Genomic DNA, 17,090 nt, shown 5'->3' with positions numbered 1-17,090 from the left:
CCTATAGAACGGCCTGGACGCTTCCCGCCTGGCGCGTATTGTGATGCAGCTTGTTGTCGACGTGCTGCTGCAGCTTCTTGCGGAACGACTCCGGAGAGAAGCGCACCGCGTTCTTGCGGCAGTTCGCCGCCTGAATCGCGCCGCCCTCGTTCTCGAACCGGCTCACGGCCGCGATCACCTGCGCCGGCGTCTGCTCTTCGAAGAAGACGCCCGTCGGCTGCGGGACGCCGAGACCGCGGACGGTCTCGAGCGAGCCGCCCCTGCCGTACGCGATGACCGGCGTCCCGCAAGCCTGCGCCTCGACCGGCGTAATGCCGAAGTCCTCTTCGGCCGCGAACACGAACGCCTTGGCGCGCTGCATATGGTCGATCAGCACGGCGTCCGGCTGGTAGCCGAGCACCTGGATGTTCGGCGATTTGGCCGCCTGGGCCTTGACCTTCTCCATGTCGGGTCCGTCGCCGATGACGACCAGCTTCTTGTCCGGCATGCCGGCGAACGCTTCGGCGATCATGTCCATCTTCTTGTAGGGGACCATGCGGGAGGCCGTCAGGTAGAAGTCTTCCTTGTCTTCGCGGTAGGCGAAGGCGTTCACGTTGACGGGCGGGTAGATGACGCTGGATTCTCTGCGGTACACCTTCCAGATGCGGCTGGCGATGAACTCGGAGTTGGCGATAAAGTAATCCACGCCGTTCGCGGTCCGGTAGTCCCACATGCGAATGCGGCTCAGCATCCACTTGGCGAAGGCGCCCTTGAGTCCGCGCTGCAGGCCCGACTCCTTAAGGTATTGATGCTGCATGTCCCAGGCGTAGCGAATCGGCGAATGCACGTACGAGATATGGAGTTGGTTCGGCCCGGTGATGACGCCTTTGGCGACCGCATGGGAGCTCGATAAAATGAGATCGTAGGCGGACAGATCGAATTGTTCGATGGCGAGGGGCATCAGCGGCAGGTACTGCCTGTACTTCTTTTTGGCGAACGGCATGTTTTGCAAAAACGAGGTGCGGACCTTCCGGCCCTTGAGGAATCCTCGATCCTTCTCCGGCAGGAAATCGACCATAACGAACACGTCCGCTTCGGGGTACACCTCGAGCATTTGTTCGACCACTTTCTCCGATCCCGCGTACGTCGTCAACCATTCGTGAACGATCGCGACTTTCATTTGGCTGTCGTCCTCCTGTCCGTGCCCGATGACTCCGGTCCATTTTGATAGGGCTTAATAAGCGCCTTTCTTGAGCAGCACGCTGCGCACCGTCGCGAACAGAATCTTGATATCGAGGGCGAGCGATTTGTTGTACACGTAATAAAGCTCCAGGTCGACGCGCTCCGGGTAGCCGACGTCGCTGCGGCCGCTCACCTGCCAATAGCCGGTGATGCCGGGCTTGACCGACAGGAATTCACGCTTCTTATCCCGGTATTCCTTGAGCTCCTGGGCGACGACGGGGCGCGGGCCGACGAGGCTCATCTCGCCCTTCAGCACGTTGAACAGCTGCGGCAGCTCGTCGAGGCTGGTCTTGCGAAGGAAGCGGCCGATGCGCGTGATGCGGGGATCCTCGTCCGGCTCGAGCTTGTAGTTGCTCGCGACGTATTTGGCGTAAAGCGCCTTGTCCTCGCGCAGCAGCTGCTCGGAGTTGGTGTTCATGGAGCGGAACTTGTAGATGTTGAACAGGCTCGCGCCCTTGCCGATGCGGTGCTGCTTGAAGAAGACGGGCCCCTTCGGATCTTCGAGCTTGACGAGTATGGCAATAACGGCAAATACCGGGGAAAGGAGGATCAATCCGATGCCCGATCCGAGCAGGTCGATCGCACGCTTGGCGCTTAAGAAGAGATAGTTGGTTCCGCTTTTCTGGACTGTGGACTGGACGATAGGCTGGGCGGACGTCGTGGCGGTGGCGCGGCTGGCGATCTCAAGCTCGTTGCCGACTAGACTCATGGTTTAATCTCCCCCGTATCCATAGTAATTGGCGTAGCTGGATTCAATGCGGTCGCGGTTCGTATTGTTCAGGACGGCGCCGAGGATATGGGCGCCGACGTGCTCCAGGCCCAGGCGGGTCCGGCGAACGGCTTCCTTGGTGACTTTGCCCGAGCGGGCGACGAGAACGACGCCGTCGGACATCGCGCCGACGATCTGGGCGTCGGCGAACGACGAAGCCGGCGGCGAATCGACGACGATCACGTCGAATTGCGTCTTCAGCTCCTCAAGCAGCCTGCGCATCGATTCGGAACCGAGCAGCTCCGAAGGATTCGGCGGCACGGTGCCGGCCGCGAGCACGAACAGCCCTGCGATGTCCGTCTGCTGGATCGCGTCCTCCGGCTTGCCGCGACCGATCAGAAGATCGCTCAGGCCCGTCCGGCTGGTGCGGAAGAAAGCTTGCGCGACCGCCGGCCGCCGAAGATCGGCGTCGAGCAGCAGCACGTTTTTGTTTTCCTGCGCGTAACTGATCGCCAGATTGATCGCGGTCGTCGTACGGCCTTCCCCGGGAACCGCCGAGGCGACGAGGATCAGCTTGACCGCTTCTCCCATCGAGGAGAACCGGATGTTCGTCCGCAGCTTCTTGTAGGACTCGGACACCGAGGAGCCCGGCCCCGCTTTGGCGATTTGACGATGCTTGCCGTTTTCTCTTATCATCATGATCCCTGCCTGTCCTTTAATGTGTTTGCGACGATCCGTGTCGCGGCGCTCATGCGTCGATGCGGCTCGGCATCAACCGGTAGCCCGTCGCCTGGCTTGTATCGCCTGCCAATACGGAATGATAGATTCGTTCGAGCTTCTGGGTTTGTTCCTTCAGATCGAACGATTCGCATGCTCTTTCCCTGCTCCTTGCGCTCATTTGCCGCCATAGCGCTTCGTCGCTCAACAGCCGCGCGATGCCGGCGCCGAGCGCGAGCCAATCGTGCGGGGCGGCCAGCAGCCCGGTCTCGCCGTCGCTCACCGCCTCCGGAATGCCGCCCGTGCGGAAGCTCGCCACGGGAAGCCGCATCGAAGCCGCTTCGAGAAAGGAGATGCCGAATGCCTCCTCCGCGCCCGTCGGCGTCGGCACGCTCGGTACGGAGAACACTTGCGCGCGGTTCATCCAGTGCCTCACGACGTCGGGCGGCTGCGTACCCAGGAACCGGTACTTGCGGAGCATACCGGCCGCCATCGACTCCAGCTCCGTCCGGAGCGGCCCGTCGCCGATGAGGACGAGCTCGGCATCCGGCACCTGCCGCTGCACCTCGCGCATCGCCCGAATGAGATGGGCAGCGCCTTTCACCTCGACCAGACGGCCGACGAACAGCACGATTTTTTCCCTCGGCAGCGCCGGATCGGGCTTGAACAGCTCCGTGTCGACGCCGATATAGTGACGCACGATCTTTTCCTCGGGGTATCCCTTCTCGATCAGCTTGCCGCGGATGAAGTCCGATACGGCGATGAATACCGCCGCCGACCGCTGGAGCTGCTCTCTTTTGCGAATATATTGCCGGTGCGTGTAGTAGGACTTGCGGGCGTGCTCGTCTTTGACCGTCGCGTCGTAGCCGTGGAACGTGACGATGAGCGGGATGCGCAGCCGTCTCGCGATCGGCGCGGCCAACACGCCGTCGGGACCGAAGTGCGCGTGCAGCAGGCGGAAATCCAACTGTCTGAACTTGCGCTCGATCGGAAATCCGAGGCCAGTCGCCTTGAACAGCAGTTCGCGCAATCTTCCGCCCGCGCCGCCGTCGTTCAGCACGTTGACGCGTTCGGGATCGAGCGCAAGGCCCGCATTGCGCTTCGAGCCCGCATAGTGGGCGCGGTAGGAACGCATGCCCTCCGCTTGGGATCGAATAAAAGTTTCGGATGGCGCCAACAGACTATCTCGGTAGATTAGAATATTATGCAAAGTCATGACCGGCCGCTTCCGCCTCCTTCGCTCGCCTTCGCAGGTCAGCGCTGCTCTTCGGCGGGTCTGAGCTCCTGCTTCCCGCGTACGGCGGCTTCCCTGGCGAACGGGATGGCGGTGCGGACTTTGCCTTGCGCCATATCCTTTTGCCTGATCTTGCCGATGCTTGCGAGCATCGTGATGCCGAGCTCGCTCTCGAGGTCGTCGGCCGTCCTTACCTTGTCGTCCAGATAGTCGACCAGGAACGCGATGCCGAAGCCGAGCAGCGCCGAGAGCAGGAAGCTGAAGATATACAGGACGGTGTGGCTGCTGTTGATCGGTCCTGGCGCGGCCAGCGGATCCGGCTGGGTAAGCACGGTGATATTGTTCAGCTTCATGAGCTCGGTGACGCTGCTGCGGAAGGCGTTCGATACGCCGTTCACGACCTGCACCGCCGTGCCGTAATCGTCGGCCTTGGCGACCAGCGTGATGATCTGCGCGTCCTTCATCGTGTTGACCGAGACCTTGTCGCTGATCTGGGACGCCGTCATGCCGAGTTCGGGGTGCTCGTCGGCGACGCGTTTCATGACGGAAGGGGATTTGATGATTTGCTTGTAGGTATTGATAAGCATGAGGTTGGTGTTGATGGAGTTCTGGTCGATGATCTGCTGTCCGGCGACCGTCGATTCGGTCTTGTTGACGATCAGGTCCGTCGACGCTTGATAAACGGGCTTCACGTACTTGTTGGTGTAAACATAGGCGGCCGTGCAGATGACGACGATCAGCAGAGCAGGAATCCACCAGTATCTCTTGACGACCTTCAGGTAGTGCTGCAGCTCCATTCTAGATAGCCTCCGCTTCATTTGTGTGATTTTCTGGGCTTTGCGGATTGGGAGATTCGGACGACCCCGACGAACGAAAGACCCCTGGAGGAAGGTCAGGTTATGTAGGTGCGGGGTCTCCCTATCGCCTGCTCGTCCGTCTCTCTCATTCTTGACCCCAACTTAAACGCATGGCTCCGAATCTGAAACAAACAAGCATATTATGGCAACGGTTTCAAGTGGTTTTTCTCATTTTTCAAAAACGCAAAAAAAGCGCGCCGTTATCGCATCGGCGCGCTCTGTCAATAAGAATTATTAAAATCCTGTGTTGCCTTCCAGGTGGATGTTGCCGCCCTTGAAATTGGTAGGGGACTTGCTAGAATCGCTGAGCACGTTTTTGGAAAAATAAATATTGCCCAAATCCCCGTCGCCCCACACCCCGATGCCGTCGTTCACGGCGTTTTTGATCGTGTTCGCCTCGAAGGTGATATCGTCCAGCTTGCCGTGCGACGCATAGACCAGAATGTTCGGATGATCGCTGCTCTTGCGCATGCCGGTATGCTCGATCGTATTATTTTGCACCGTAATGTTTTTCGTATCGGCGGTCTCCCATTCCTTCTCTACGGAGATATAAATGCCGGCCATCTCGGTGCGCTGGATGGAATTGCCCTCGATCGTCACGTCTTCACCGCCGACGACGGATATGCCTCTCGCCTTGGAGTCGTAGCCGACGTCGTTGCCCGCGATCGTCACGTCGTGCGTCACCTCGCCGTCCTTCAAGTAGCTGACGACCGCGATGGCATCGTCCCCCCGTGCCCGATACTTTGTTGTTCTCGATTCGGATGCGGGTGCTTCCGTCGGTGATATGGATGCCGTCGGCGCCCGTATTTTCGACCAGGTTGTTCGCGATCACGCCGTCCTCGGAAGCGTCCTCGACGAGAATGCCCGCCGTGCTCGCTTTGTCGACATGCACGTTTTCGATGCGGAAGCCGTTCGCTCCCCTGACGGTAATGCTGTTTTTCGCGTTCTCGCCGTCGCCCCGCTTGACGGTTCGCGCATAGACGTGACTCAGGTCGCTCAGCGATGGCCCGCTGCCCTCCAGATCGATCGAGCCTCGCTTCGGATCCGTCGATACGATGACCGTCTTGTCCGCGCCCGCGCCCTGCACCTTGACGCCGTCGACGACCCAAATGTCGCCGATGCGATATTCGCCTTCGGACAGGCGCAGCTGCAGCCCCTCCGCCTTGGCCTTCTTCGCGCAAGCCTCGAGCGTCTCCAGATCGTCGTCGCGATCGTCTCCGTTCGCCAGGCAGTGCAGGGAGCCGTCTTCGATCGTCCATACCGGCTCTTCCGGTTCTGCCGGTTCGCCGGAAGGCGACGCCTCCTGCGTCTGCGACGGAGAAGGAGAGGGATGGCCCTCCGGCCCCGTATCCTTCTCGTTCCCGCCGCGCGGCCAAAGCATGACGGCGACCAGTGCCGCAAGCAAGGCGATTCCAGTCCATAGCGCATAACGTTTCTTCCGGTTTCTCTCCATCCCGACCTCCAGTTGGCTCTCTTTTTCGTTTTTAACGAACCTCGATTTAGACCTAGATTTATCGGACTTACCAGAGTTTCACCCCCCTATGCACCTGGGTAAAACAATCTCGCACATTAGAAAACGTTAAGAAGCCGCAAAAAAATCCGCAAAAATGCGTTCGGAAAAGCCTCGAAATAAATAAAAAAGTGCCAACCCGGAAATCCGGATCGGCACTGTTCTATAGTCGCCAGATGCTCATTCGCCCAATGTTCGGTCGCCCGATGTCGCCTATAGCCGCGCTCGTTAAAACTTAAAATCCCTTATTGTCGTTCAGATGAATGGTGCCCGCCTTAAACGTCGTATTCGCGCCTGCCGTATTGATCAATGTATTTCCGGTAAAGTAAATGTCCTTGATCTGACCGTCGCCCCAGACGCCGATTCCCCGATGGGCCGCGTTTTTAATCGTGTTGCCCGAGAACGTCACGTTGTCGATGACGCCCTGCGAGGCGTAGATAAGCACGTTCGGATGATTTTCCGGTTCGTGGATGCCGGCATGCTCGATCGTGTTGTTCTTCACTGCGATCCGGTCGACGTTAACCGTATTGTAATTCGCTTCGACGGCAATATAAATGCCCGCCATCTGCGTATCCTTCACCGCGTTGCCTTCGATCAGCACGTCCGTGCCCCCCGACGACCGCGATGCCGCGCGCCTTGGAGAAGTATCCGACGTCGTTGCCCCGGATCGTGACGTCATGCACCGCCGGGCCGTCCTGCGCGTAGCTGACGACCGCGATCGTGTCGTCACCCGTCGCTTTGACCTTGTTGTTCTCGATCAGAATCCCGCTGCTGCCGTCCGTAATATGAATGCCGTCCGCGCCGGTCGAGTCGACGGTGTTGTTCGTAATGACGCCGCCCTTGGAGGCGCCCTGGACGAGAATGCCGGCCGTGCTCGACTTGTACACGTAGACGCCGTCGATCGTGAAGTTCGTCGCGCCCCGCACGGTGACGCTGTTTTTCTCGTTGGAGCCGTTGCCCCGCGCGACCGTCGTCTGATAGACATGCTTGACGTTGCTCAGTTTGGCATTGTTGCCCTTGAGATCGATCGAGCCGTTCAAGGGGTCCGTGGAGATCAGCGTCGTCTTCGCCATGCCCGCGCCGATCAGCTTGACGCCGTCGAGCGTCAGAATTTTGCTCAAGTGATATTCGCCCTCGGGAACGGTGACGTACTTGCCTTGCGACTTCGCCTTGTCCAGGCAAGCCGCGAACGCGCCGTAGTCGTCCTTGCCGTCGTTCGCGACGGCGCCGCAGCTCGCGACGGACAGCGCGTATGCGTCGACGGTCGCCGGACCGGCGAACGACGTTGCCGCCGCAGTCGTCTTGATGGCGGCGGCAGTCTTGACCGCTTGCGTAGACGCCGCGGGCTGCGCGGACGCCGCTTTATATTGAATGACCGGATTCCAGAGCGTGTGGTCGTTATTCATCGTCTCACGGCTGTTGACCTGAAAGTAAATCGCCGTTCCCTTCTCGACCGCGATCGCCTTGAGCGCAGGCGTGTAGCCGTCCGTCGTCTTGACGACGGCGCTCCACAGCGTCGTCTTGTCCTTCTTGATGGTGGCGAGGATGCCGTCGCCTTTGCCGTCGCCCTTCTTGACCGTACCGCCGATCGCGATCGTCCCTTTGCCGGGCGATACCCACTTCAGCACGGCGTCGAAGTCCTTGCTCGGATGCATCGCATCCTTGTTCACCCAGGGATAGCCGGTATTCGCGGCCGCTTGCCAGCGGTCGCCGGTTGCATCGTAGGCGAGATTGCTATATACCGTACCCGCGCTTTTCTGATAAAACCATTGGTTCTGCCCCTGAGAAGCCCCGAAGTCTTGCGGAGCGGCATATATGCTGGCAACGTTGACGGCTTGCGCATCCTGTGCGGACACGAACGAATTCGTTATGCTGATCCCGAAGGCGAGCGCCATTGCCGTCAAACCGATTTTTTTCAAAAAAAACGACCTCCGTATGTTTGAGTATGATTGACGCAGGGTAAAGACGGAGTGATAGCACACAGTGTATACTCTTTTCAGCTATAACCGATATATCGGATGAACATGGGTTCGCATGAATACATTGGCAGCCAAATGAGGCATGCCAATTGTTTCCTGCGGCCTATTTTAGCATGTTTTCTCCGGAAATGAAGAAAAGAAATTATAATCTATTTTTAATAGAAGAAACGCGACGTTTAAGAAGACCGATCCACGGGGGGAAGTAGGGAGAAGTGGCAAATAAGAGGCTAGGAACGAGGGATTTAAACAAACATTTAAATCAATGAACATTAATATACCTTGCTCGCCAAATTAAAGGATATTAATCTTCGTCTCATTTGCCAAGAAAGCCGCCTTAAAAAAAGCTCCTGCTGCCTTTGGTTTGCGCATTAGCGCGCAGCGGACGGACAGAGGAGCCCTTATTCTTGAAACTATCGCGATTCGCGGCCCGCTCACGGACTCAGGGGTCGTTATTGCAAGATTGCCGTCCTATTTTAGCCTCGATCCGGGGTAATAACGTCCCTCCAGTCCGAAACTCTCGCAAATGGACCTTTTTTTTTAGAAAATAGCGTCTCCTGAGTCCCAAGCCCGGTGCTCGTGCTCTCCGCAGGCGATGCCAACCGCACGTGCACGCCCATCTCCTCCTCGAAGACAGCAGATGCCGTCCCCACGCGTTTTTCCATCTTATGTACGCATCGTTCGTCCATCCGCCGCGCGTTCGCGCGATGAGCCGGTTCCGGCGATCGAACGGCACTGCGCCAGATAGGACCGCCGCGCTTCGGACGTCCAGCCGCCGCGGTACCTTTTCTCCCAGACGCGTTCGTCCTGCTCGAGAAACCGCAGGATCGCATGGACGGGAGCCAGGCGCTCGCCATCCGCGCGCATGCGCACCGCGTGGCGCAAATAATCGCCGATGACGGGCATCGCCTGCTCATAATCGTCGATGTCCTCCGCAGGACCGCCCGCGATCAGCGCAGCCAGAATCCCGCCCGCTCCCTCGAAGAGCGCCGGGTCGATCGTATCCGCCTGCAGCGCCTCCTCCAAGTCGCCCTTGAGCGCGCAAGTATAAGCGAGCAGTCCGTCGCAGATGCGGTTGCGGTAACCCTCGCGGAGCAGCCAGTCCCGAATTTCCTGCGTATCCGGATCGAGGCGCTCCACGAGGTAGACGCGTCCCCATCCGTCGACGCAACGCGCCAGCTCGCAGAGCGCCTTGCTGGGCTGCTCCATGCCCATGAGCGCCGAGGCGGCATAAAGCGTGAATTCCTCGTGTTTGCCCAGCGTGAACGTCAATTCCCTGTGCCGTTCGCTTCCGTACTGGCTCAGCAGCGCGATGCCGAACTTCACGACGTTGCGGTGCACGCCGTGCCGCGCCATCCACAACGCTTCCTCGTACAGTTGGCCAGCGTTCAACCCTGGCAATTTATGTAAGGCTTGCAGCGCCGGACTGATCGCGTCCAGCGACTCGTCGCGCATGAGCGCGAGGTAGGCGGCACGCCGGCTGCGGACGCTTCGGTCGCGGCTGAGCCGGACGAGCAGGCGCGTCAGTTCCCTGGCGATGCCGTCATCCTCGATTGCGCCGGTCTGCCCGCTTCCCGCCAGGCCCTGTTGGCGCAGCGTCTCCCGGCGTTCGGGCTTGTCCGCGTATTCATCGTCGTCCGGCAGCGCCTGCGACATCAGCTTGCCGTCCTTTCCGATCCGCAGCGCGATCATATCGTAGGCCGACGGCCTGCCGGCCCAGGGATACAAGGGGGGCGACGGCTGTGTAGCGAAGCATACGGTCTCTTCCTTCCGACGGCAATCGGTCTGGCCGTATCAAGCCGGATTGCCGCTACGTATGTATTACCCGCCTGGCAGATATTGCATCGATAAACGCGGCGGCATCTGTCGAAGCGCGCAAAAACGAGGCGATCGGCTAATGTCCGCGCCTAAGATCCGCTCCGGCGAACGCAATTATGCGTTCCGCGTTGCAACAAACAAAAAATGGCTTGCCGAAAATGCCTCCGCGAAGCGAACGTGTGTGCGAGAAGTGCTATAATAGAAGCTCACAGCAAACCGGAAACCGAAGCGAGGTCTAGCCATGTTCACAGAAGGCACGCCGCCGGAAAGCGATCCGCGGTGGGAAGATCTGCTGCGCCGCGTCGCGGAAGCGTTCGACGATCTGACGCTCAAGCGCGGCTATCAATACTACAAGCAAGGACGCGTCGAAATATCCGATCCCGAGGACATGCGGCATCTGCAGGCGGAGGTGGCGGGCACGGTGATCTATCGGACGCGTGTCGACCTTGAAGCTTTGGAGGACGGCAAATGCAGCTGTCCCGTCGGCCGCCCGTGCAAGCACATGACAGCAGTGCTCATGGAATGGGCCGGCTACCACGGCTATCCCGTTCCGGCGCTGGCCAACGCCAAGACGCTGGCTTCCCGCCCCGTCTCCGCCGAAAGGCCGCAGCACGCCGGGATCGAGCGGCTCGCGAGAGACGCGGCCCGCATACCCGAGATGAGCGTCCCGCAGTGGCTGGCTCTGTTCGACAAATGCCTCGCGCCCATCGCCGGCCAAGTGCGCAATACGCAGTACGTGAAGCAGGCCCTGAGCCTTTTCTATAAAATAAAGCCCGTGCTCCCCCCCCCGTCGCCGAGCGGCTGTTCGAACTGAACGCGCTGCTTTTTCTCATGCGCCATGCCGCCGAGACGACCCAGAGCCACTCCGCGCCCAATACGAATACATACCTCGGCTACTTCACCCATCTGGCCGTGACGGACCTTCACGAAGCCGCGATGGGCTGCCTGGATCGCCCCTTGCCCGTTGCGGACGAGCCGCTCGCGCGAGACCGCCTGCTCGAGACGTCCGACATCGTCCGGACGGCGATGCTGACGCCCGGCCCGACGCAGGATTACGAGGTGAAGCATTACGGACGCCTGTGGGAGACCTGGCTCGCGTCTCCGTACGGAGGCGAAGTCCTGTACAAGGAGGAGCTCGGCAAGCTTGAGGCCGCCGAGAGCGGCCTGCCCGCCCAGAGCAGGAGCGCCTGGAACGCGGCCATGCTGCGAATGCGGTTCGCCCTGGCCGACGACGACCGCGCGCTGGCCTTGCTCGCCGGCGAATCGAGCCGCCTGGGCTCGGCCCATATCGCGCAGCTTACGGAGATGCTGGGCGAGCTCGCCCTGAAGAAGGAGGGGCGGCGCCTGTACCGATGGCTGACCGAGCTCGCGCCCCTGATGAGCGGACGACGCTTGCGGGAGCTCGAAACGTACGCCGGGCTATGGGACGAGCTCGTCGCCATGCTGCCCGAGGCGGAGCCCCGGATGTGGGAGACGCTCGAGGCGATGCTGCCGTCCTCTCAGACGATCTACGAAGAACGGTTGCTCGGCGCCGGACGGTACGAAGATTGGATCGACATTCAGCTGTCGTTCGGCCGCGATCCGCTCGATTACCGCGCGACCGAACTGGCGCCGCTGGAGAAGGAAGCGCCGCATACGCTGCTCCCTTTTTTACCATCAGGCGATCGAACGTTATGTATCGATGAAAAACAGAGCCAGCTACAAGTCGGCGGTCAAGCTGCTCAAGCGGCTGGCCAAGCTGTACAAGAAAATGAAGCGCGAGGAGCGCTGGATCGAATTTTACGAGCTGTTCGAGCTGCGCCACAGCAGGCTGCGCGCGCTGCAGGAAGAGCTGCGGAAAGGAAAGCTGTCATGAACGCGCAGCGGGATACGATCAGCATCGACGTGCGGCTGAGCGAGCACGGCGACGCGCTGATATACGGCGTATTGGAAGGTTACGGCTACGTGCCGGGCATGCTGCTCAAGCACAAGCTGTTCGCCTGGCACGAAGCCTCGTTTTACGGTACGAATCTGGACGTGAACCAGGTGATGCTGCGAGCGATCGACGATCCGACCCAAAGCACGGCGGAGGTCGTCATTCTTCCGTCCGAGCAGGTGCTGGCCTTCTTCGCCGCGCCGCGTCTGCTGAAGCATGTCGCGTGGGAAATGACCGGAGAAAGCCGGCTGCTCTCCCGGTGGGCTCCCGTCCTGGCGGAATGGATCGACGAGCGTCGTTATATCCCCCCATCTGGATGCGTACCGTCGCGGTCTGCTGCAGTGGACCTGGGAAGGCGAGCTGCCGCAGGCTGACGAAGCTGGGGCGGGCGGCGCTCTGGCGGATGGCACTTTGGCAGACGGCGCTTTGGCAGACGGCGCTTTGGCGGGCGGCGCTTTGGCAGACGGCGCATTTGTCGAAGGCCTGCGCGCCGCTTTCTCGGCGGCGGTGCGGGAGCGCCACTACGGCACGGAGACCGGTTATTCCGACCTGCGGCGGGAGCACCCGCTGCTGTTCGACAAAAGCGCCGCGTCCGCGGCCGGCATGGATCAGCGCAGCTGGCTCGAGGCAATCGGCTGGCGCCAGGACACCGCGCCGTTCCGGCCGATCCTGCGGCTGCTCGAGCCCTATGCGGGCGGCAGCGCGCCCGACGATTGGCGGCTGCAGCTCGCGCTGCAGAGCAAGCGGGACGAGACGATCGTGCATCCCGCGAAGCTCGCGGCGGACGGCTCGGTCTCCGGGCGGTGGCCGGCCGCCTGGAACGAAGAAGCGAACGAGCGGGCCCCCCGGGTGGCTGGAGCGGCTGCGGGCGGCGCTGCCGCCCGAGCGGCTTGCCGGCGGTCCGCGGGACCTGCTCGGCAAGCCGCTGGACGACGAAGCGGCCTGGCGCTTCCTCTCGGCCGACAGCAACCGGCTGCTCGAGGCAGGCTGGCGGGTGCTGCTGCCGGCCTGGTGGGAGGCGGCGACCCGCAAAAAGCCGCGGCTTCGCGCCAAGATCGCGCCGGAGGCCGGCGGCAAGGGAAGCTCGCTGTTCGGACTGGACGCGATCATCGACTTCGACTGGCGGGTCGCCATCGGGGACGTGGACCTCAGCGAAGAGGAGTTCGCCGCGCTCGTCGCGCGCAACCAGCGTCTTGTCCGCTACCGCGGTCGATGGATCGCGCTCGATCCGGCGCTGCTGACGCAGATCCGGCGCATGATGACGGGCATGGACAAGCACGCGGGCCTCTCGTTCCAGGACGTGCTGCAGCTTCATCTGCTCGGCGAGGGCGAGGAAGCGGACGGCGCCGGGACCGACGAAGAAGAATCGGCGGAGGCGTCGGCCGCGCGCGTACGGCTCGAGGTCGAACTGAACGCGCATCTCGCGGCGTTTTTCGCGCAGCTCGGCCGCCCTTCGGAGTGGCCGCTGCCCGAACCGCCGGCGGACCTGCAGGCGACGCTGCGGACGTACCAGCGCGAAGGCTTCGGCTGGCTCACCTCGCTGCGGCGCTTCGGCCTCGGCGCGGTGCTCGCGGACGACATGGGCCTCGGCAAGACGGTTCAGCTCATCGCCTATCTGCTCCAGCTGCGGCACGACACCCCGCCGGAGCGGCGCCGCGCGTCGTTGATCGTCTGCCCCACCTCGGTGCTGGGCAACTGGCAGAAGGAGATCTCGCGCTTCGCGCCGACGCTGTCCGTGAGCCTGCATTACGGCAGCGGCCGGATCGCCGAAGCGGAGGCCTTCGCCGCTCAGGCGGCGGCCTCCGATGTCGTGCTCACTTCGTTCGCCACGGCTTCGCTCGATCAGGAGCTGCTGCAAACCTATGCATGGGCGGCGATCTGCCTCGACGAGGCGCAAAATATCAAAAACGCGCAGACCAAGCAGTCCGTCGCCGTGCGCAGCTTGTCCGCGGGTCAGCGCATCGCGCTCACCGGCACCCCGATCGAGAACCGCCTGGCCGAGCTCTGGTCGATCTACGACTTCATCGCGCCGGGCTACCTGGGGACGCAGCGCGCCTTCCAGGAGCGGTTCGCCACGCCGATCGAGCGCAACCGCGACGAGCGCAGGACGGCGGAGCTCAAGCGCCTCGTCGGACCGTTCATGCTGCGCCGCAAGAAGAAGGATCCGAACATCCAGCTCGACCTGCCGGACAAAAACGAGATGAAAACGTACGTCCCGCTTACGCCCGAGCAGAGCGCGCTGTACGAGCAGACCGTTAACGAGCTGCTGGAGCGGATGAAGTCGCTCGAAGGCATCGAGCGCAAAGGCGCGATCCTCGCGGCGCTTACCCGGCTGAAGCAGGTGTGCGATCATCCGGCGCTGCTGAACAAGGAGCCGGAGGCGGCGGCCTCCGCTCCGGCGGAAAGTCCGGGGCGCACGGACGGTGCGGCATCCGCGTCCTCGGAAAAGGCGCCGGCCCAGTCGGCTGGCAAGTCCGCTCGCAAGTCCGCCGTCGAGGCGCCCGCGCCTTCCGAGGCGGAGCTTGCCGAGCTGGTCTCCCGATCGGCGAAGCTTGAGCGGCTTCTCGCCATGGTCAAGGAGCTTCGGGACGAGGGCGACCGCTGCCTCATTTTCACCCAATACGTCGGCATGGGAGAGATGCTGCGTCTCGTGCTGTCCCGGGAGCTGGGCGAGCCCGTGCTCTACCTGAACGGCAGCACGTCCAAGACGGCGCGCGACCGCATGATCGAGCGGTTCCAGTCGCGGACGCTGCCGCAGGACGAGCAGCCTAACGTGTTCATCCTCTCGCTCAAGGCCGGCGGCGTCGGTTTGAATCTGACAGCCGCCAATCATGTGTTCCACTTCGACCGCTGGTGGAACCCCGCCGTGGAGAACCAGGCGACCGATCGCGCGTACCGGATGGGCCAGACCAAGGACGTACAGGTGCACAAGTTCATCTCCCTCGGCACCCTTGAGGAGCGCATCGACGAGATGCTGGAGAGCAAGCAGCAGCTCAGCGACAACGTCATTTCCTCCTCCGAGGGCTGGATCACCGAGCTGTCGACCGACGATCTGCGCGACTTGATCACGCTGCGGCGGGGCATGAACGGCTGACGCCAAAAAACGCCTCCGGAGTGAGGCGTTTTTGCAAGGCAATTGGCGAAATTCGGCAGTGCGTTCGGCGAAATTCGGGAACGTTCGGCGACATTACGCGGCTTCCGGCTGGCGCTGTCGCGCCGACGCCATTTCAGATCAGCGGGTAATGTCCCTCGTAGCGCGGATGCGCGTAATACGGCGGGCGCGGGCCGATCAACGGCAAATTCAGCGTAAAAAAAATCGCCGTAGGACACCTTCACCATCGCATCCGATTCGTCCGCCAGCAGCGCGTCCGCCTTTTTACTGAACGAGTACGGTACTTTCACATCGATCATCCTCCATCGGGCTGTTCGCCGTCATAGCCTATGCCGGATGAACTGCGCGAGAGCCAGTCCTGCGTAAAATGTTCGCGCCAGCCGGCGATAAACGAAAAAAGGGGATATTTTCTATGATTAAAGAATTGGCCGAAGAGGAACAGTGGCTGGAAGCCTACCCGGTTATGCACGAGCTGCGGACGAATTTGGAACGTGAGACTTATGTCTCCCTCCTGCGCGAGATGCACGCGGAAGGCTACAAGATGCTCGCGCTTTACGACGGCGGCCGGATCGTAGCGTTGGCAGGCATCGTCACCCTGACGAACCTCTACTTCGGCAAGCATGTATTCGTCTACGATCTGGTCACCAAAGCTTCCGAGCGCTCCAAGGGCTATGGCGAGACGCTGCTCGAATACGTCCATCGATATGCAAAAAACAACGGCTGCCAAACGGTGGCGCTGGAATCGGGCCTTGCGCGCGTGGATGCCCACCGTTTTTACGAGACCAAGATGGGCTATCGCAACCCGGCTTTTCTTTTATCAAAACGCTTTGATTCCGTAACGCTTTGATTCCGTTTGTCCCATGATCGTCTTTCTGCGGCAAGCCGCTTCCCCTCGTCCATGCACATTCGGCTAGGCACCCGTCTAGCCGTTTTGGCATACGGTGAGAAATAACGATATCGGGCAGACGGCACCTTGGCCAACGCGGCGCGTCCGTCTGCCGATTGACGGGAGGCCGACATGACCGACAAACGCGACGGCGAGCGCGAGCTTGAGCAAGTGCGAAGCATGCAGCTAAAGTTCGAAGAAGCGAAAATCGACGCCCCTTATCCGCTCTAACCCGGCTACGGCACGATCACGCGCTACGAGGACATCGCGATCAGCGTGCCCGAGCAGCGCCAATACCGCCAGCCCGGCATCGAGAGCCTGATGGTGCCCAAGCCGATCGTCGACAATCCGCATTATAAAGGCAGCGCCAAGCTGGACGGCAAAGCCGCGCTGATCACCGGCGGCGACAGCGGCATCGGCGCGGCGACAGCAATCGCCTTCGCCAAAGAAGGCGCCGACGTAGCGATCTCCTATCTGGACGAGCACGAGGACGCGGCGCGCACCAAAGCCTGCATAGAAGCTTACGGCCGAAGCTGCCTGCTGCTGCCCGGCGACGTTCGCGACAAGGCCGTTAGCGAGTCGATCGTCCATGATACCGTCAAAGCGTTCGGGCGCCTGGACGTCCTCGTCAACAACGTCGGCATCCAGTTCCAGCAGAACGAGCTGGCGGACATCACCGACGAGCAGTTCGAGAATACGTTCAAGGTGAACTTCTTCTCGCACTTCCATACGACGCGCGCGGCCCTGCCATACCTGCAGCCCGGCGCTTCCATCATCGGCACGGCCTCGGTCGTCGCTTACGTCGGCGAAAAAACCCTCCTCGACTACACCGCCACCAAAGGCGCGATCGTCGGTTGGACGCGCGCCCTGGCGCGCAACCTGGCGCCGAAGGGCATTCGCGTCAACGCGGTCGCCCCCGGACCGATCTGGACCCCGCTCATTCCAAGCAGCTTCTCCCCGGACCAAGTCGCCGTCTTCGGCGCCGAGACGATGCTGGGCCGTCCCGGGCAGCCGTTCGAGCTGGCGCCGACGTACGTCTATCTCGCGTCGGACGACTCCCGCTACGTCACCGCGCAGGTCCTCCACGTCGACGGCGGCCAGTCGACGAACAGCTGAAGCGAACTACGCTTTGCGC

At 61.4% G+C, this 17,090-nt stretch carries 15 protein-coding genes; 5 read left to right on the top strand and 10 right to left on the bottom strand.

Features of this window, described 5'->3' with window-relative positions; all coding sequences use genetic code 11:
• Position 1: 1 nt before the first annotated feature.
• The 10 genes from OMP40_RS09870 to OMP40_RS09825 form a co-directional block, all read right to left on the bottom strand.
• Entirely contained in the window at positions 2–1,159 is a 1,158-nt protein-coding gene (locus tag OMP40_RS09870; RefSeq protein ID WP_277531015.1) for a glycosyltransferase family 4 protein, read from the bottom strand.
• A gap of 54 nt (positions 1,160–1,213) precedes the next feature.
• Entirely contained in the window at positions 1,214–1,930 is a 717-nt protein-coding gene (locus OMP40_RS09865; protein WP_277531014.1) for a sugar transferase, read from the bottom strand.
• A 3-nt stretch (positions 1,931–1,933) separates the two neighbouring features.
• Positions 1,934–2,629 (bottom strand): CpsD/CapB family tyrosine-protein kinase, encoded by a 696-nt coding sequence (locus tag OMP40_RS09860; protein WP_277531012.1) that lies wholly within the window; start codon positions 2,627–2,629, stop codon positions 1,934–1,936.
• Positions 2,630–2,678: 49 nt separating this feature from the next.
• Positions 2,679–3,782: a glycosyltransferase gene (locus OMP40_RS09855; protein ID WP_277531011.1), complete on the bottom strand. Its 1,104-nt coding sequence runs from the start codon at positions 3,780–3,782 to the stop codon at positions 2,679–2,681.
• Between the two features lie 119 nt (positions 3,783–3,901).
• Positions 3,902–4,678: a YveK family protein gene (locus OMP40_RS09850; RefSeq protein ID WP_277531009.1), complete on the bottom strand. Its 777-nt coding sequence runs from the start codon at positions 4,676–4,678 to the stop codon at positions 3,902–3,904.
• Between the two features lie 294 nt (positions 4,679–4,972).
• Positions 4,973–5,422 (bottom strand): right-handed parallel beta-helix repeat-containing protein, encoded by a 450-nt coding sequence (locus tag OMP40_RS09845; RefSeq protein ID WP_277531006.1) that lies wholly within the window; start codon positions 5,420–5,422, stop codon positions 4,973–4,975.
• Positions 5,343–6,191, bottom strand: coding sequence for a right-handed parallel beta-helix repeat-containing protein (locus OMP40_RS09840; protein ID WP_277531004.1), 849 nt, complete (start codon positions 6,189–6,191; stop codon positions 5,343–5,345). The genes OMP40_RS09845 and OMP40_RS09840 overlap by 80 nt, the downstream gene beginning before the upstream one ends.
• A gap of 292 nt (positions 6,192–6,483) precedes the next feature.
• The gene (locus OMP40_RS09835; RefSeq protein WP_277531000.1) at positions 6,484–6,849 is read right to left on the bottom strand and encodes a right-handed parallel beta-helix repeat-containing protein; all 366 of its coding nucleotides are present in this window, start codon (positions 6,847–6,849) and stop codon (positions 6,484–6,486) included.
• Complete coding sequence (locus tag OMP40_RS09830; protein ID WP_277530998.1) at positions 6,767–8,167, bottom strand: right-handed parallel beta-helix repeat-containing protein; 1,401 nt, start codon at positions 8,165–8,167, stop codon at positions 6,767–6,769. Before OMP40_RS09830 ends, OMP40_RS09835 begins: the two co-directional genes overlap by 83 nt.
• A gap of 723 nt (positions 8,168–8,890) precedes the next feature.
• Positions 8,891–9,952 carry a hypothetical protein gene (locus OMP40_RS09825; protein WP_277530997.1) on the bottom strand — a complete coding sequence of 354 codons (1,062 nt, stop codon included), beginning with the start codon at positions 9,950–9,952 and terminating at the stop codon, positions 8,891–8,893.
• 331 nt (positions 9,953–10,283) lie between these two features.
• Between OMP40_RS09825 and OMP40_RS09820 the strand changes: the two genes are divergently transcribed.
• The 5 genes from OMP40_RS09820 to OMP40_RS09800 all read left to right on the top strand — a co-directional run bounded on the left by OMP40_RS09820 (position 10,284) and on the right by OMP40_RS09800 (position 17,071).
• A complete protein-coding gene (locus OMP40_RS09820) occupies positions 10,284–10,856 on the top strand; it encodes an SWIM zinc finger family protein (RefSeq protein WP_277530995.1) in 573 nt (190 codons plus the stop codon).
• Between the two features lie 17 nt (positions 10,857–10,873).
• Complete coding sequence (locus OMP40_RS09815; RefSeq protein ID WP_277530994.1) at positions 10,874–12,331, top strand: hypothetical protein; 1,458 nt, start codon at positions 10,874–10,876, stop codon at positions 12,329–12,331.
• A 314-nt stretch (positions 12,332–12,645) separates the two neighbouring features.
• Positions 12,646–15,051 carry a DEAD/DEAH box helicase gene (locus tag OMP40_RS09810; RefSeq protein WP_277530992.1) on the top strand — a complete coding sequence of 802 codons (2,406 nt, stop codon included), beginning with the start codon at positions 12,646–12,648 and terminating at the stop codon, positions 15,049–15,051.
• Positions 15,052–15,481: 430 nt separating this feature from the next.
• A complete protein-coding gene (locus OMP40_RS09805) occupies positions 15,482–15,916 on the top strand; it encodes a GNAT family N-acetyltransferase (RefSeq protein ID WP_277530990.1) in 435 nt (144 codons plus the stop codon).
• Between the two features lie 285 nt (positions 15,917–16,201).
• Positions 16,202–17,071: an SDR family oxidoreductase gene (locus OMP40_RS09800; RefSeq protein ID WP_277533081.1), complete on the top strand. Its 870-nt coding sequence runs from the start codon at positions 16,202–16,204 to the stop codon at positions 17,069–17,071.
• Positions 17,072–17,090: the final 19 nt, after the last annotated feature.

This window comes from Cohnella rhizosphaerae, assembly GCF_029525575.1.
Lineage (GTDB): Bacteria > Bacillota > Bacilli > Paenibacillales > Paenibacillaceae > Cohnella > Cohnella rhizosphaerae.
The sequence above is the reverse complement of the archived record's forward strand: the minus strand, read 5'-3'. Positions and strand labels throughout refer to the sequence as shown.

What these genes read in the sequence shown, in the direction of transcription:
- OMP40_RS09805 (WP_277530990.1), top strand. Translation starts at nt 15,482, where the DNA reads ATGATTAAAGAATTGGCCGAAGAGGAACAGTGGCTGGAAGCCTACCCG.
- OMP40_RS09840 (WP_277531004.1), bottom strand. Translation starts at nt 6,191, where the DNA reads ATGGAGAGAAACCGGAAGAAACGTTATGCGCTATGGACTGGAATCGCC.
- OMP40_RS09870 (WP_277531015.1), bottom strand. Translation starts at nt 1,159, where the DNA reads ATGAAAGTCGCGATCGTTCACGAATGGTTGACGACGTACGCGGGATCG.
- OMP40_RS09865 (WP_277531014.1), bottom strand. Translation starts at nt 1,930, where the DNA reads ATGAGTCTAGTCGGCAACGAGCTTGAGATCGCCAGCCGCGCCACCGCC.
- OMP40_RS09815 (WP_277530994.1), top strand. Translation starts at nt 10,874, where the DNA reads ATGCGCCATGCCGCCGAGACGACCCAGAGCCACTCCGCGCCCAATACG.
- OMP40_RS09810 (WP_277530992.1), top strand. Translation starts at nt 12,646, where the DNA reads ATGCGGGCGGCAGCGCGCCCGACGATTGGCGGCTGCAGCTCGCGCTGC.
- OMP40_RS09850 (WP_277531009.1), bottom strand. Translation starts at nt 4,678, where the DNA reads ATGGAGCTGCAGCACTACCTGAAGGTCGTCAAGAGATACTGGTGGATT.
- OMP40_RS09860 (WP_277531012.1), bottom strand. Translation starts at nt 2,629, where the DNA reads ATGATGATAAGAGAAAACGGCAAGCATCGTCAAATCGCCAAAGCGGGG.
- OMP40_RS09855 (WP_277531011.1), bottom strand. Translation starts at nt 3,782, where the DNA reads ATGCGTTCCTACCGCGCCCACTATGCGGGCTCGAAGCGCAATGCGGGC.
- OMP40_RS09820 (WP_277530995.1), top strand. Translation starts at nt 10,284, where the DNA reads ATGTTCACAGAAGGCACGCCGCCGGAAAGCGATCCGCGGTGGGAAGAT.